Origin of the sequence: Saccharothrix syringae, assembly GCF_009498035.1 — a bacterium.
Classification (GTDB): domain Bacteria; phylum Actinomycetota; class Actinomycetes; order Mycobacteriales; family Pseudonocardiaceae; genus Actinosynnema; species Actinosynnema syringae.
Window position 1 is genome coordinate 78,144 of sequence record NZ_CP034550.1, and the last position, 14,844, is coordinate 92,987.

Annotated in this window: 16 protein-coding genes and 1 tRNA gene; 14 read left to right on the top strand and 3 right to left on the bottom strand. The window is 72.6% G+C overall.

The annotated features are described in order from the left end of the window. Positions 1-20: 20 nt before the first annotated feature. Together EKG83_RS00340 and EKG83_RS00345 are read right to left on the bottom strand one after the other, a co-directional pair. Positions 21-93 (bottom strand) — tRNA-Gly (locus tag EKG83_RS00340). A gap of 27 nt (positions 94-120) precedes the next feature. After that, positions 121-531: a DUF7674 family protein gene (locus tag EKG83_RS00345; RefSeq protein WP_033428670.1), complete on the bottom strand. Its 411-nt coding sequence runs from the start codon at positions 529-531 to the stop codon at positions 121-123. Between the two features lie 250 nt (positions 532-781). On the opposite strand from EKG83_RS00345, the gene EKG83_RS00350 reads away from it, so the two are divergent. The 5 genes from EKG83_RS00350 (at position 782) to EKG83_RS00370 (ending at position 5,553) form a co-directional block, all read left to right on the top strand. Next, the gene (locus EKG83_RS00350; RefSeq protein WP_153277811.1) at positions 782-2,200 is read left to right on the top strand and encodes a sigma-70 family RNA polymerase sigma factor; all 1,419 of its coding nucleotides are present in this window, start codon (positions 782-784) and stop codon (positions 2,198-2,200) included. Between the two features lie 89 nt (positions 2,201-2,289). Next, positions 2,290-2,724, top strand: coding sequence for a hypothetical protein (locus EKG83_RS00355; RefSeq protein WP_033428131.1), 435 nt, complete (start codon positions 2,290-2,292; stop codon positions 2,722-2,724). Between the two features lie 60 nt (positions 2,725-2,784). Next, entirely contained in the window at positions 2,785-3,648 is an 864-nt protein-coding gene (locus tag EKG83_RS00360; RefSeq protein ID WP_033428130.1) for an Fpg/Nei family DNA glycosylase, read from the top strand. A gap of 91 nt (positions 3,649-3,739) precedes the next feature. Next, complete coding sequence (locus EKG83_RS00365) at positions 3,740-4,126, top strand: hypothetical protein (protein ID WP_033428129.1); 387 nt, start codon at positions 3,740-3,742, stop codon at positions 4,124-4,126. 167 nt (positions 4,127-4,293) lie between these two features. Next, positions 4,294-5,553: a sensor histidine kinase gene (locus EKG83_RS00370; RefSeq protein ID WP_051764558.1), complete on the top strand. Its 1,260-nt coding sequence runs from the start codon at positions 4,294-4,296 to the stop codon at positions 5,551-5,553. Between the two features lie 30 nt (positions 5,554-5,583). On the opposite strand, the gene EKG83_RS46690 is transcribed toward EKG83_RS00370, so the two are convergent. Next, positions 5,584-5,751, bottom strand: coding sequence for a hypothetical protein (locus EKG83_RS46690; protein WP_170191760.1), 168 nt, complete (start codon positions 5,749-5,751; stop codon positions 5,584-5,586). Positions 5,752-5,840: 89 nt separating this feature from the next. Between EKG83_RS46690 and EKG83_RS00375 the strand changes: the two genes are divergently transcribed. The 9 genes from EKG83_RS00375 (at position 5,841) to EKG83_RS00415 (ending at position 14,831) form a co-directional block, all read left to right on the top strand. Beyond that, complete coding sequence (locus EKG83_RS00375; RefSeq protein ID WP_033428128.1) at positions 5,841-6,707, top strand: S49 family peptidase; 867 nt, start codon at positions 5,841-5,843, stop codon at positions 6,705-6,707. 60 nt (positions 6,708-6,767) lie between these two features. Further along, on the top strand, positions 6,768-7,625 hold the full coding sequence (locus EKG83_RS00380; RefSeq protein WP_051764557.1) for a LytR/AlgR family response regulator transcription factor: 858 nt from the start codon (positions 6,768-6,770) through the stop codon (positions 7,623-7,625). After that, positions 7,622-8,059 carry a hypothetical protein gene (locus EKG83_RS00385; RefSeq protein ID WP_033428126.1) on the top strand — a complete coding sequence of 146 codons (438 nt, stop codon included), beginning with the start codon at positions 7,622-7,624 and terminating at the stop codon, positions 8,057-8,059. Before EKG83_RS00380 ends, EKG83_RS00385 begins: the two co-directional genes overlap by 4 nt. Then, entirely contained in the window at positions 8,056-9,849 is a 1,794-nt protein-coding gene (locus EKG83_RS00390; protein WP_033428125.1) for a sodium/solute symporter, read from the top strand. Before EKG83_RS00385 ends, EKG83_RS00390 begins: the two co-directional genes overlap by 4 nt. Before the next feature lie 503 nt (positions 9,850-10,352). Continuing rightward, positions 10,353-10,703 carry a DUF485 domain-containing protein gene (locus tag EKG83_RS00395; RefSeq protein WP_033428124.1) on the top strand — a complete coding sequence of 117 codons (351 nt, stop codon included), beginning with the start codon at positions 10,353-10,355 and terminating at the stop codon, positions 10,701-10,703. Then, positions 10,700-12,286, top strand: coding sequence for a solute symporter family protein (locus EKG83_RS00400; RefSeq protein ID WP_033428123.1), 1,587 nt, complete (start codon positions 10,700-10,702; stop codon positions 12,284-12,286). The genes EKG83_RS00395 and EKG83_RS00400 overlap by 4 nt, the downstream gene beginning before the upstream one ends. A 90-nt stretch (positions 12,287-12,376) precedes the next feature. After that, a complete protein-coding gene (locus tag EKG83_RS00405; protein WP_033428122.1) occupies positions 12,377-12,724 on the top strand; it encodes a rhodanese-like domain-containing protein in 348 nt (115 codons plus the stop codon). 1 nt (position 12,725) lies between these two features. Further along, positions 12,726-13,631, top strand: a complete 906-nt coding sequence (locus EKG83_RS00410; RefSeq protein WP_194282981.1) for a DUF4328 domain-containing protein — start codon at positions 12,726-12,728, stop codon at positions 13,629-13,631. A gap of 183 nt (positions 13,632-13,814) precedes the next feature. After that, complete coding sequence (locus EKG83_RS00415; RefSeq protein WP_033428121.1) at positions 13,815-14,831, top strand: glycerophosphodiester phosphodiesterase; 1,017 nt, start codon at positions 13,815-13,817, stop codon at positions 14,829-14,831. The last annotated feature ends 13 nt before the right edge of the window (positions 14,832-14,844 follow it).

Here is a 14,844-nt window from a genome sequence, read left to right on the forward strand (position 1 = left end):
AACACCGGGGCCCTTCGAAGAGCGGATGACGAGACTCGAACTCGCGACCCTCACCTTGGCAAGGTGATGCGCTACCAACTGCGCTACATCCGCCTGACACGAAGAACTATAGACCATCCCTCAAACGGGTTTCGAACCGGGGGGTGCCACCCCGGGCGCGGGGCCCGCGAGCAGGCGGTCCACCTCGACCAACCGCTCCTGCGGCCACCGCCACTCCCACAGCGGCCGGACCCGCGCGACGACCTCCGCGGGCAGCCACGGCGCGACCTCGTCGCGCAGCTCCCACTCGTCGAACACGTGCTCGTAGAAGCTGACCACCGAGGCGTCGGACAGGAACCGCTCGGGCTGCCGGAAGCACCAGTGCGCGAACGAGTAGGCCCGCCGCAGCACGTCGTGCTCGCCGTCGCGGTGCGCCTCCAGGGCGAGCTGCCACAGCTCCGCCAGGAACACGTGGCACGACCAGGACTCGCGCTCGACCACGGCACTCAGCTCGGGGACGAGGGCGGAAGCCCTTGCGCGCCAGTCGACCACGCGGCAGGAGGTTACCCGGCGCGGGGACCGGCGCCGCCCGGTCGCCCACCACCTGACGCCCACCCGTGACCGGCTCGTCACCGACCGCGAGGCCCGCGGCGCTGCGCGGGGCGGACCCGCGGCGTGCTCCGGACGGCCCACACCACCCGGGGGGTCTTCGGTATCGGGTCGCTATCGGTTCGGGCGGCCCGGAGCCGGTTGTGGCATCTTGACCTGCGGACCACTGGGCGGGCGGGAGGTGCCGGGCGGGATGGCCGGAGATGCCGATTTCGACCGGGAGCTGCTGGCCAGGGTCCGCGCCGGCGACGACGCCGCGTTCGGCGAGCTGTTCACCCAGCACGCCGACGCCGTCCGCCGGTTCGCCCTCCGGCACGTGCGCGAGCACGCCGAGGCCGACGACCTGACCGCGGAGGCGTTCTTCCGCGTGCTCCAGGCGATCCGCCGGGGCACCGGCCCGACCGACCACGTCCGGACCTACCTGCTGACCGTCGCGCGCCGGGTGGCGTGGGAGTGGAGCGGGCGGCGGCGGGACGTGCCGGTGGAGGACGAGGAGCTGAGCAGGCGCGTCGAGCCGTTCCCGGACGTTACCGCGAGCCGGCCGGAGCACGCGCTGATCTCCCGCGCGTTCACCAGCCTGCCCGAGCGGTGGCGCACGGTGCTGTGGCAGGTCGAGGTGGAGGGCGCGCGGCCGGCGGCGGTGGCGCCGAGCTTCGGCCTGAGCCCCAACGCGATGGCGGCGCTGGCCCGCCGGGCCCGGGAGGGCCTGCGCGCGGCCTACCTGCAGGCGCACCTGGCCGAGGACACCGGGCCGCGGGCGTGCAGCTCGGTGGTGGCCAAGCTGGGCACCTACGTGGCGGGCGGGGTGCAGGGCGCGGAGCACCGGCGCATCCGCAAGCACCTGCAGACGTGCTCGTCGTGCAACGCGCTGCACGCGGAGCTGACCGAGGTGTGCTCGACGCTGCGGGCCCACGCGGCGTCGGTGGCCGTGCCGGTCGCGGTGACCGCGCTGGTCGCGCCCGCGGTGGTGGGCAAGGCGGCGCTGCTGACCGGGCGGGTGAAGCTGGTGCTCGCCGCGGCCGCGTCGGCCGCCGCGGTGGGGCTGTTCGGGGTGCTGGCGGGCACGTTCACCGGCGCGCCCGGCCCCGCGCTGCTCCAGCCGGGCCCGGACGGCGCGCCCGGCGGGAACGTGCTGGCGCTGTGCACCCCCGAGGTGACCGCCACCGGCACGGCCACCAGCGAGCCGTCGCCGGTGGCCGCGCAGCGGGTCGTGCACACCAGGACCGCCGGGCGGTCGGCCGGGCCGACGCCCCCGGCGCCGACGACGACCGGCCGGGCCGCCGCGGCCGACACCGCGGTGCCCGCCGACCCGCCGGCGGCCGGGACCGCCGAGACCGCCGCCGAGCCGCGGTCGATGGTGCTGACCTCGGCCGACGTCACCGACGCGTCGACCACGACCACCACCACCGGGCCGGGGTCGACGAAGCCCGAGCCGACGAAGCCGGAGTCGACCGACCCGACGGGGACCGACCCGACCTCGGCCGAACCGCCCCGGCAGGCCGCGTCCGGGACCACCGGGCCGGAACCCACCGGACCGGCTCCCACCGGCGCGGACCCCACCGGGACGATCAAGGCGCCGACCACCACGACCGCCGCGCTCGACCCGGCGTAACCGCACCTTTCACCCGCGAGGTGCAAGACTTTGCCGGTAGCGTTGAGCCACGCTCGGTGACCGGTCGAGAGACCTTGAGGGAGACGGTGATGACGCGGCTGGTGCGCGGCGCGGACGGCCGGATGTGGACGGTGCGCAGCCAGGTGCAGTGGCGCAACCCGGCGGCCGACGCCGACTTCGAGCACGACGTGAGCGGCGGCTCCGGTCCGGGCGTGCTGATGCTGGCCATCGTGATCGTGATGGCCGCGGTGCTGGTGGCCTGGACGCCGGAGGACGTCGTGGTGCCGGCGTGGCTGGTCGTGGCGCTGGTGCTGGTGTTCCTGTTCTTCCCGGTGCGCTGGGTGATCCGGCGGCCGTGGCTGGTGGCGGCCGAGTCGAAGAAGACCGAGGAGCTGCCGCCGGAGCGGTGGGTCGGCACCGTGCGCGGGTTCCTGACCGTGCGGGACGAGGTGCGCAACGTGGCCCGCAAGATCGAGATGTACTCGCTGCCGGACCTCGACGGGCCGCTCCAGCCGGTCGACTGATCGCCGCCCGCGGACAACAGCCGGTCGACTGATCGCCGCCCGGCGGGGAACACTGGGCGGGTGCCCGAACTGCCCGAGGTCGAAGCCCTCGCCCACCACCTGCGCGAGCACGCCGTGGGGCGGCGCGTGCACCGGGTCGACATCGCCTCGCCCCAGGTGCTCAAGACCTTCACCCCGCCGTGGACCGACCTCCAGGGCCGCGAGGTGACCGGTGCCGGCCGGTTCGGCAAGCACCTGGACCTCGACTGCGACGGCCTGCACCTGGTGGTGCACCTGGCGCGCGCCGGGTGGCTGCGCTGGTCGGGGACCACGGCCGCCGCACCGCCCAGGCCCGGCCGGGGGCCGCTGGCGCTGCGCGTGCACCTCGGGCCGCCGGGGGAGGGGCCCGGCTTCGACCTGACCGAGGCGGGCACCAAGAAGGGCCTGGCCGCCTGGGTGGTGCGCGACCCGGCGGAGGTGCCGGGGATCGCGCGGCTCGGCCCCGACGCGCTGTCGGTGACCCGGGCGCGGCTGGAGGACCTGTTCGCCGGCCGGTCCGAGCGGCTGAAGACCGCGCTGACCGACCAGGCCCTGCTCGCGGGCATCGGCAACGCCTACTCGGACGAGGTCATGCACGTGGCCCGGCTGTCGCCGTACGCGACCGCGGGCAGGCTGCCCGCGGAGGCGCTGGACCGGCTGCACGAGGCGATCACCACCGTGCTGACCGACGCGGTGGCGCGGTCGGTGGGGCAGTCGGCGGCGACGCTGAAGGGCGAGAAGCGGTCGGGCCTGCGGGTGCACGGGCGGACCGGGCTGCCGTGCCCGGTGTGCGGGGACGCGGTGCGCGAGGTCTCCTTCGCCGACCGGGCCTTCCAGTACTGCGCCACGTGCCAGACCGGGGGCAGGCCGCTGGCCGACCGGCGCCTGTCCCGGCTGCTCAAGTAAGTCACACGACCGGGTGGGTTTGCGCCCGTCGCGGTCCACGCCGCCCCTTCCGGGAACTCCTCCAGGTGTCCGCCGACCACATGGAGGAGTCGTGAACAAGCGCATCGCCGCCGCGCTGACCGGTGCCGCCCTGAGCGTGACGACCCTGGCCGGGGTCGCCCTGGCCGCCCCCGCCGAGGAACCGAAGCAGCAGCCCTCGGACGAGACCCGCGACGTGATCTGCCGGGTGCTGGAGGAGCTGGACGGCCTGGAGGGCGTCGACCTGAAGGACATCCTCAAGGACCTCAAGTGCGACGAGGACGACCCGACCGAGACCTCGACCACGACGTCGGTGGCCCTGGGCGCGGCCGCCGAGCGCTACCGGCCGCAGAACCCCAACCACTACCTCGACATCCCGAAGCCGAACGACTACCTGGACGTCCCCAAGCCGAACGACTACCTGGACGTCCCGAAGCCCAACGACTACCTCGACATCTGAGGGGCCGGGGGCGCGGCCCGGCACCCGGGTCGCGCCCACTGCGCGTGATGTTGGCCGCCGGTCCTCACTCGATCGGGTAAACGTGCTGCCACGGTTGCCGCCAATTCACCGGTTGTGCACCCCAACGGCCTCCGATCCCCTTGCCTCCCGGCCCCGCACGGCACAGCATGGACACCGTGCGTGACCTCCTGACCGAGCGGGCCGTGCTCGGGCTCATCGCGACCCTGGCCGTCCTGGGCCTGTTCGTGATGCTCTGCCGCGCCCGCAGGGTGAGCACGTCGGTCGAGGACGCCGTGATGGACATGCTGCACCGCATGTCCAAGGCGTCGGCCGACCTGCGCGAGGGCCTGACCGAGGACGCCGCCAACAAGGCGACCCCCCACCTGCGGGAGATGCTGCGCTGCGTCGCGGTCGGCATCACCGACCACGAGGGGACCCTGCTGTCCTGGGACGGCGAGGCGGGCGACCACTACGAGTTCCTGCGCGCCTACATCGAGCGGGCCATCGGCGAGGGGCACAAGGAGCACGTCGAGCACCGCAAGCTGGACTGCGAGCTGCCCGGCCCGTGCCTGCTGCACACCGCGGTGATCGTGCCGCTGGAGGTCGAGCACGACGTGGCGGGCACGCTGATCGTGGTCAGCGGCGTGGCGAACAAGCGGCAGATCCGGATGGCCGAGGAGACCGCGCGGTTCGTCTCCACCCAGCTGGAGCTGGAGGTGCTGCAGAAGTCCCGGCAGGCGCTGGCGCAGGCCGAGGTGAAGGCGCTGCGCGCGCAGATCTCGCCGCACTTCGTCTACAACGCGCTGAACACGATCTCCTCGCTGATCCGCACGGACCCCAAGCACGCGCGGGAGCTGCTCCAGGAGTTCGCCGAGTTCACCCGCTACTCCTTCCGCACCGACGGGTTCTTCACCACCCTCGCCGACGAGCTGACCAACATCCACCGCTACCTGACCATCGAGCAGGCGCGGTACGGGTCGCGGCTCAACGTCCGGCTCAAGATCGCGCCCGAGGTGCTGCAGGTCGTGCTGCCGTTCCTGGTGCTCCAGCCGCTGGTGGAGAACGCCGTCCGGCACGGCCTGGCCAAGAAGCCCGGCGGCGGCCTGCTCACCATCATCGCCGAGGACAACGGCGCGGAGGCGCTGATCTCGGTCGAGGACGACGGCGTCGGCATGGACCCCGACCGGCTGTTCGAGGACCTGAAGGACGCCCACCAGACCGGTGCGCACGTGGGCCTGGGCAACATCAACCACCGCATGCGGGCGGTCTTCGGCGACGACTACGCGCTGGTCGTGGAGACCGCGCCCGAGGCGGGCATGAAGATCATCCTGAAGATCCCGAAGTACCGGCCGGGCGTGCAGACCAACCTGCCGCTGGTGCCGCCGAAGCTGGAGGACACCGCCGAGCAGGCCGCGATCCGCGCCTAGCGGGTCCGGCCGGTCGGGCCGCCCGGCCGGTCAGGCGGCGGCCACCGCCAGCACCGCGACCACCATCACGGCGCACACCGACCACGTGACCCACATCCAGTAGACGTGCATGGTGCTCGGGCCGTCCGCGTTCTGGCGGCCCCGGTCGTCCCACCACTCGACGTAGCGTTCGAGCCACCGGATCGGGTTGAACGTCACCGGCCGATGTTAGCCCCGCGGCGCCGACTTCAGGGCGCGCGCGGGTCGGTGCGCCCCCCGCGCCGGGGCCGGCACGTAAGGTCGGGGGCATGAGCGTGACGGACAAGATCGCGGCCCGGCTGCCCAAGATCGTCAGCGAGCGGACCGAGCGCGGCCCCGTGGTCGCCGCCGTCCGCCTGCACGGGGTCATCACCCCGACCCCCACGCCGATGGCCCGCAACACCATCAGCATGCAGACCGTCGAGACCGCGCTGACCCGCGCGTTCGACCACGACCGCCTGGTCGCGGTCGCCCTGCTGGTCAACTCGCCGGGCGGCGCGCCCACCCAGTCGGCGCTGGTCGCCGAGCGCGTCCGCGAGCTCGCGGCCAAGAAGAAGGTGCCGGTGCTGGCCTTCTGCGAGGACCTGGCGGCCTCGGGCGGCTACTGGCTGGCGTGCGCGGGCGACGAGATCTACGCCCACGGCACGTCGCTGGTCGGCTCGATCGGCGTGGTCAGCGCCGGGTTCGGCCTCAACGGCCTGATCGAGCGCTACGGCGTCGAGCGCCGCGTCTACACCGCGGGCGAGAACAAGGTCCGCCTCGACCCGTTCCGGCCGGAGAAGGCCGAGGACGTCGAGTGGCTCAAGGGCCTCCAGGCGCAGCTGCACGACCAGTTCACCGACTGGGTGAAACTGCGGCGCGGCGACAAGCTGCGGGCGAGCGACGACGAGCTGTTCAACGGCGAGGTGTGGACCGGTGCCCGCGCGCTCGAACTCGGCCTGGTGGACGGGATCGGGACGCTGCGCGGCGTCGTCGCGCAGCGCTACCCGGACGCCGAGATCGCCGTCGCCGAGCCCCGCCGCCCCCTCCTGGCACGCCTCGGCCTCGCCGGCGCAACCACCCGATCGGGCGATCTGCTGCTGGAGGGGCTGGCCGCCCTGGAGGAGCGGGCGCGCTGGTCGCGATTCGGGTTGTGAGGTCACGGGCGCGGCGCGGTCCGGTGACCGGCGTAGACAGCGACCCGCTCGATCGGCAAGATGCGCGGCACAGTGAGTACTTCGAAGAACCCCAGTGACAACGCCGGCCTCCTCGTTCTCGCGGTGGACGACGAGGCACCGGGCCTGAGCGAGATCAAGTACCTGCTCGAGAGCAGCCCGCACATCAGGCGCGTGATCACCGCCTTCGACGCGGCCGAGGCGCTGCGCATCCTGCGCGGCGACTACGACAACGAGGTGAAGGAGCGCGCGGACTCCGGGGTGCCGCCGGTGGACGCGGTCTTCGCCGACATCAACATGCCCGGCCTGAGCGGCACGGACCTCGCGCGCGTGCTCGGCGCGTTCCGCGCACCGCCGGCGCTGGTGTTCGTCACCGGCGTCGAGCACTCGGAGGCCGTGGTGGCCTTCGAGGTCGGCGCGCTGGACTTCGTGACCAAGCCGATCAACGAGGACCGGGTCAACAAGGCGATCTCGCGCGTGGTGGAGCGCGTCGCCTCGACCCCGGTGGCCGCGCCCGAGCCCGTCACCGCCGAACCGCAGGACGACGAGGTGATCCCGGTCGAGCTGGGCGGCACGATCAAGCTGGTGCCCAGGGCCACCGTCCGCTACGTCGAGGCCCAGGGCGACTACGCCCGCCTGCACACCAGCGACGGCGCGAGCCACCTGGTGCGCATCCCCCTGGCGCAGCTGGAGGAGCGCTGGGAGAACGCCGGGTTCGTGCGCATCCACCGCTCCTACCTGGTGGCGCTGCCGCTGGTGACCGAGCTGCGGATGACGTCGAACGGGTACGCGGTGGTGATCGGCTCCGGCGAGGGCGCGAAGGAGCTGCCGGTGAGCCGGCGGCACACGCGGGACCTGAAGGAGCGGATCGTGCGTCCCCCCAAGAGCAGTTGGGGATGACCAAGAACTCCGGCCCCCCGGGGCAACCCGACCAGCCGCAGCCGGCGGGGCGCGACGTCCCGCTGTCCGCGCCGATGCGCAAGCGCCGCAGGCGCGTGGTGCTGGCCGACCCGCGCGGCCGCGGGCGGGTGCTGCGCACGATCATCGAGCTGGAGGAGCAGACCAGCGTCGGCGAGAAGCTGATCCGCGACCTGATCCGGCAGCAGATGCGCACCGCGCTGGTGCTGGGCGGCGGCACGCTGCTGCTGCTCGCGCTGATGCCCGCGGCGTTCTACGCGTTCCCGGTGCTGGCGGACGTGCAGGTGGTGGGCGTGCACCTGCCGTGGCTGCTGATGGCCCTGCTGCCGTTCCCGCTGTGCTACGCGGTGGGGTACGCGTACCGGAGGGTGGCCGAGCGGCACGAGCAGGACTTCGTGAACTCGGTGGACAGGTGATCCCGAACGTGTGGAGCCTGGGTCTGGTCGTCGTGGTCGCGGTGCTGACGTTCCTGCTCGGCTACGTCGGCTCGCGCCGCGCCAACACCACGCCGGACTTCCTGGTGGCCCGGCGGGCCGTCCCGGCCACCCGCAACGCCGCCGCGATCTCCGGCGAGTACCTGTCCGCGGCCTCGTTCCTGGGCGTCGCGGGGCTGGTGCTCAAGGACGGCATCGACGCGCTGTGGTACCCGATCGGCTTCACCGCCGGGTACCTGGCGATGATGCTGTTCGTCGCCGCGCCGCTGCGGCGGTCGGGCGCCTACACCCTGCCGGACTTCGCCGAGGCGCGGCTGGGCTCGTCGAACCTGCGCCGGTTCTGCACGTTCTTCGTGATCTGCATCGGCGTGCTGTACCTGGTGCCGCAGCTCCAGTCGGCCGGGCTGACGCTGAACACGATCACCGGCCTGCCCGCGTGGCTCGGCGGCGCGCTGGTGACCGCGATCGTGGTGGTCAACGTCCTCGGCGGCGGCATGCGGGCGATCACGCTGGTGCAGGCGTTCCAGTACTGGGGCAAGCTGTTCGCCATCGCCGCGCCCACGTTCGTGCTGTTCACGCTGTTCCTGACCGGGCCGGGCAGCGGCGCCCAGGCGGTCGACGACTCGGGCGTGCTGCGGTTCCACGACGACGTCGCGGTCACCACGGTCGACCCGGTGCGGGTGCAGGTCGAGCACGCGGTGCGGCTGTCCGCGACCGGCGAGGTCAACGGCGCGCCCGCCGACGGCGAGGTGTACTGGCCGGCCGGCGTGCACTCGGTCGGCGCGGAGACCGAGCTGCGGTTCACCGAGGGCTCGCCGGTGCCGGTGGTGCTGGGCTCGCCCACCGACAACGCCCGGTGGCTGCGGCCGCAGACCGAGGGCCTGAAGGGCCTGTTCGAGACCTACTCGCTGATCTTCGCGACGTTCCTGGGGACGATGGGCCTGCCGCACGTGCTGGTGCGGTTCTACACCAACCCCGACGGCCGGGCGGCGCGGCGGACCGCGCTGCACGTGCTGTACCTGCTGGGGCTGTTCTACCTGTTCCCGACCGTGCTCGGGGTGATCGCGCGCCAGTACCTGCCGCAGCTGCTGGTGACCGGCAAGACGGACGCGGCGGTGCTGCTGCTGCCGACCACCATGCAGCCCAACCTGCTGGGCCAGCTGCTGGGCGCGGTGGTGGCGGCCGGCGCGTTCGCGGCGTTCCTGTCCACGTCCTCGGGGCTGGTGGTGTCGGTCGCCGGGGTGGTGTCGACGGACATCCTGCCGGGGAAGGTGCGGGACTTCCGCTGGGCGACCGTGCTGACCGGCGCGGTGGCGATCGGCCTGGCGCTGCTGCTGCCGCGCTCGGACGCGTCGCTGACGGTGGCGATGTCGTTCGCGCTGGCCGCGTCGACGTTCTGCCCGCTGCTGCTGCTGGGCATCTGGTGGCGCGGGCTGACCTGGGTGGGCGCCATGGCGGGCATGGTCGTCGGCGGCGGGCTGGTGCTCGGGTCCCTGGTGGTGACGGTGGTCAGCTCCTACACCGGGGGGTGGGCGCCGTCGGTGTTCTCGCAGCCGGCGCTGCTGACCGTGCCGGTGGCGTTCCTGGCCATGGTCATGATCAGCAAGCTGACCGCGCGGCGCACCCCCGAGGACGTCAACCAGATCCTGCTGCGCTTCCACGCGCCCGACCCCCTGGGCTTCATGCGCGACCGCGACGTGCAGCGCTTCGGCACCACCGAGGAGAAGCTCCGCCTGGAGGAGGGCAAGCACCGGGGCCACCCGGCCCCCTGACCCCGCGAGTCCTCCACTCCGACACCGCGAGTCCTCCACCCCGACACCGCGAGTCGAACCTCCGGGCCCGTCGTGTCGAACCCTCGGGCCCGTCGTGTCGAACGTTCGCGACCCCCGAGTTCGACGTTCGGGAACCCCGAGTTCCGCGTTCCGGCCGCTCCCCGCACCCCCGTTCGGCGAGTAGCTTGTGAAGTGCGTCACCGGCACCCCGCTCTCCGACCGGGCCGTGGACGCCCCTCAGGGGCGGTAGCAGGGAGTTGTTGTAGATCTCGAACGGGTGAAGAAACACCCACCGATCCGGTTACCGGTGATTTCGATCACCCGAGTGGCAGTTCGTCTCAGCATCCCTACCGCTCATCGCATCACTCGACTGTTGAGCGCAAGTCCACGCCTGGGGTCTTTCAGGCGTGACCCACGTCTCCCTACGGTGCACGGCGAACCAGGAACGGACCAGGAGGCTTACGTGCCGTTCACACCGTCGTCAAGCACGCGAGGAGGGGACCGTGAGCACCTCTGAGCAGCACACCCCCACCGAGACCCAGCACGAGCACAACTGGGTCGAGGTGCAGGAAAGCCCTGAATTCCGCCAACTCCGCCGGCGGTTGCGCAACTTCGTGTTCCCGATGGCCGGCCTCTTCCTGGCCTGGTACCTGCTCTACGTGCTCCTCGCCGACTACGCCCACGACTTCATGTCGCAGAAGGTCGTCGGCAACATCAACGTGGGCCTGATCCTCGGCCTGCTCCAGTTCGTGTCGACGTTCGCCATCACCACGCTCTACGTGCGGCACGCCAACAAGAACCTCGACCCCACGGCCGAGAAGATCCGCGAAGAGCTGGAAGGGGGTCGTCGGTGAACAACAACGCCCTGCTGAACATCGGCATCTTCGCCGTTTTCGTCGTCGCCACCCTGGTCGTCGTCATCCGCGCGAGCCGCAACACCAAGACCGCGGCCGACTACCTGGCCGCCGGCCGCGCGTTCACCGGTCCCCAGAACGGCGTGGCGATCGCGGGCGACTACCTGTCCGCCGCGTCCTTCCTGGGCATCGCGGGCGCGATCGCGCTCAACGGCTACGACGGCTTCCTGTACTCCATCGGCTTCCTGGTCGCGTGGCTGGTCGCCCTGCTGCTGGTCGCGGAGCTGCTGCGCAACACCGGCAAGTACACGATGGGCGACGTCCTGAGCTTCCGCATGCGCCAGCGCCCCGTGCGCGCCGCGGCGGCGACGTCGACCATGGCCGTGTCCTTCTTCTACCTGCTGGCGCAGATGGCGGGCGCGGGCGGCCTGGTCGCCCTGCTGCTGGGCATCACCGGCAAGCTCGGCCAGGCGGTCGTGATCGCCATCGTCGGCGCGCTGATGATCGCCTACGTCCTCATCGGCGGCATGAAGGGCACCACCTGGGTGCAGATCATCAAGGCGGTGCTGCTGATCATCGGCGCCGGCGTGATGACCCTGTGGGTGCTCGGCAAGTTCGGCCTGAACCTGTCCAGCCTGCTCGGCGCGGCCGTGGACAACGCGCCGAAGGCCGGCGAGCGGCTGCTCGGCCCGGGCCTGCAGTACGGCGCGACCGGCACGTCGAAGCTGGACTTCCTGTCGCTGGCCCTCGCGCTGGTGCTCGGCACGGCCGGCCTGCCGCACATCCTGATGCGCTTCTACACCGTGCCGACCGCCAAGGAGGCCCGCCGCTCGGTGGTCTGGGCGATCTGGCTGATCGGCCTGTTCTACCTGTTCACGCTGGTCCTGGGCTACGGCGCGGCGGCGCTGGTCGGCCCCGAGAAGATCAACGCGGCGCCCGGCAAGGCGAACTCGGCGGCTCCGCTGCTCGCCGAGGCACTGGGCGGGCCGCTGCTGCTGGGCCTGATCGCGGCGGTCGCGTTCGCCACGATCCTCGCCGTGGTGGCGGGCCTGACGATCACGGCGTCGGCGTCGTTCGCGCACGACATCTACGCCAACATCATCAAGAAGGGCGCGGCGGAGGACAAGGACGCCGAGGTCAAGGTCGCGCGGCGCACGGCGATCGTGATCGGCATCGTGTCGATCCTCGGCGGCATCGCGGCCAACGGCCAGAACATCGCGTTCCTGGTGGCCCTGGCGTTCGCGGTGGCGGCGTCGGCGAACCTGCCGACCATCCTCTACTCGCTGTTCTGGAAGCGGTTCAACACCTCCGGCGCCCTGTGGAGCATCTACGGCGGCCTCACGGTGACGATCACGCTGATCGTGCTGTCGCCCGCGGTCTCGGGCAAGCCGTCGTCGATGTTCCCGAACGCCGACTTCGACCTGTTCCCGCTGGCCAACCCGGGCATCGTGTCGATCCCGGTGGCGTTCGCGCTCGGCTACCTCGGCACGGTGCTGTCGAAGGAGCACGACCGCGACAAGTACGCCGAGATGGAGGTGCGGGCGCTCACCGGCGTCGGCGCCGAGAAGGCCGTCTCGCACTGATCCGCGCCAGGACCGCGCCGGCCGCCGCCCCCGTTCGTGGGATCGGCGGCCGGCGTGCTCTTAACCCCGTTTTATTACGTCCGTGGCAGCATGTTCCCCGTGACCGTTCCCAGCGTTGAAGTGTCCGAGGTGCCCGCGCGGCTCCCGGACGGCAAGGTGCTCCTCGACGTGCGCGAGCCCGACGAGTGGGCCGCGGGCCACGCCCCCGGTGCCCTGCACATCCCGATGAGCGAGCTGGCGGGCCGGCTCGGCGAGCTGCCCGCGGACGCCGACCTGTACGTCGTGTGCCGGGCGGGCGGCAGGTCCGCGCGGGTGGTGCAGTACCTGAACGCCAACGGCTGGGACGCCACCAACGTCGACGGCGGCATGCAGGTGTGGGCCGCGCAGGGCCGGCCGCTGGTCGCCGAGGTCGACGGCGCGGAGCCCGAGGTCATCTGACGTGGCGCTGAGGCCCCTGCGCGTGGACTGGGTGGCCACCCCGCCGCCCGGCGCCTACCCGCACCGCCGGCTGGGCGCCCCGCCCAGGCCCTACGCGGGTCCGCCGTCCTACCCGGTCCCGCCGCGCTGGGGCTTCCCGCTGCTGGCGTGGCGGTGGCCCACGTCGCTGGCGACCGCCGACGAGCGGCCCGCCGACGCGGTCGACCACGTCCAGCGGCTGTCCCGCACCGCCTCGCACGCGCTCGGCCTGGCCGCGCTCACCGCGCTGTGGGCGGCCGGCAGCGAGATCTGGCGCTACGTCCTGCTGCTGCTCAGCCGCTACGGCGCGCTCTCGGCGACGACGGTCGGCGTGTCGGACGCCATGGTCGTGTCCTCCGCCGTGGTCGCGCTGGTGGCGGGCGTCATGGCCCTGGTGTTCACGCTGCTGTGGCTGCGCCGGGCGCGCAACGCCGCCGCGTCGGCCGCGGGGTACGCCCCGTCGCGCTCGGACACCGAGGTGCTGGTCGGCCTGGTGGTGCCCGGGGTGAACCTGGTGGTGCCCGGCTCGGTGCTGGCCGAGCTGGAGCACGCGGCCCTGCGCCAACCGGTCACCGCCCGCCCCCGGCCGTCCCGGCTGCTGCGCTGGTGGTGGGGCCTGTGGGTGGGCACCGGCCTGGTCACCGCGTTCACCGCGGCCTGGTCGTTCCGGTCGAGCGTGCAGGCCATGGCGGACGGCGTGGTGCTGCACGCGGTCGCCGACCTGCTGGCCGCCGCCACGGCCGTCGTGACCGCCGTCGTGGTCCGCCGCGTCACCACGCTCCTGCTGCCGGTGGACCCGGCCGCGATCCGCCGGATGCGCGTGGTCGACGTCAAGGACGCCCCGCCCCCCGTGCTGCGCCCGACCCGCCCCTCCGGCTCCCCCCGCTGACCACCACCCGGCGTGTCCTGCGCCCAAGCCGCGCGTGTCATGCGCCCAGGACCGGCGTGTCCTGCGTCCAGGACCCCCGAGTTCGACGTCCGGCACGTCCGCGACCACTCCCGACGCCGTTCGCCGCCGGTCTGTTCAGCTCCCGTACTCCCCTCCGTCGAAAACGTCTGCCACCGTGGTCCCATGCGGGTACTCGCGGTGGCCCTGGTCCTGTCCCTGCTGGTGGCGGGGGTGGCGAACGCGCACCCCGGGAGGAAGGGGTTCGACCTCCAGGCGCACCGGGGTGGCATCGGCCTGACCGTCGAGGCCACGCTCGCCGCGTTCGCCAGGGCCCTCGAACTCGGCGTCACGACCCTCGAACTCGACGTGCAGATCACCGCGGACGGCCGCGAGGTGGTCACCCACGACCGCCGGACCAACCCGGCCAAGTGCCGCGACACCGCGCCCGCCACGCCCGGCGACCCGGACTTCCCCTACGTGGGCAAGTACGTCAAAGACCTGACGTTCGCGCAGGTCCGCACCCTGGACTGCGGTTCGCAGCGCCTGCCCCAGTACCCCGACCAGGAGCTGTCGCCGGGCGCGCGGATGCCGACGCTGGCCGAGGTGTTCGCGCTGGCCCGCCGCTACCGCGCGCACGGGGTGAAGTTCAACGTCGAGACGAAGGTCGAGGCCGCCGCGCCGCACGAGACCGCGCCGCGCGAGCAGTTCGTCGACGTCACCTACCGCGAGATCCGCAGGTCGGGCTTCTTCCACAACGTCACCGTCCAGTCCTTCGACTGGGGCACCCTGATGCTGTGGCGGGAGAAGGACCGCCGCGTCCCGCTGGTCGCCCTGACCCAGCCGGAGTTCCTGCGCCCGGGCTCGCCGTGGACGGGCGGCCTGGACCTGGCCGACTTCGGCGGCAGCGTGGTGCGGGCGGTGAAGAGCTTCGGCGCGTCCGCGCTGTCCCCGGTGCACGGCAACCCGCAGGGCGGCGGCGTCGGCGACCCCGGCTACGTCCCGTTCACCACGAAGGCCCTGGTCGACGAGGCCCACGCGCACGGCTTGAAGGTCATCCCCTGGACGGTCGACGACAAGGCCACCATGAACAAGCTGATCGACGACGGCGTGGACGGCCTCATCACCGACTACCCGGACCGGCTGCGCGAGGTCCTGGCCGAGCGCGGGTTCGAGCTGCCCAGGGCGTACCGGGCGCGCTGAGCGCCCGGTCATC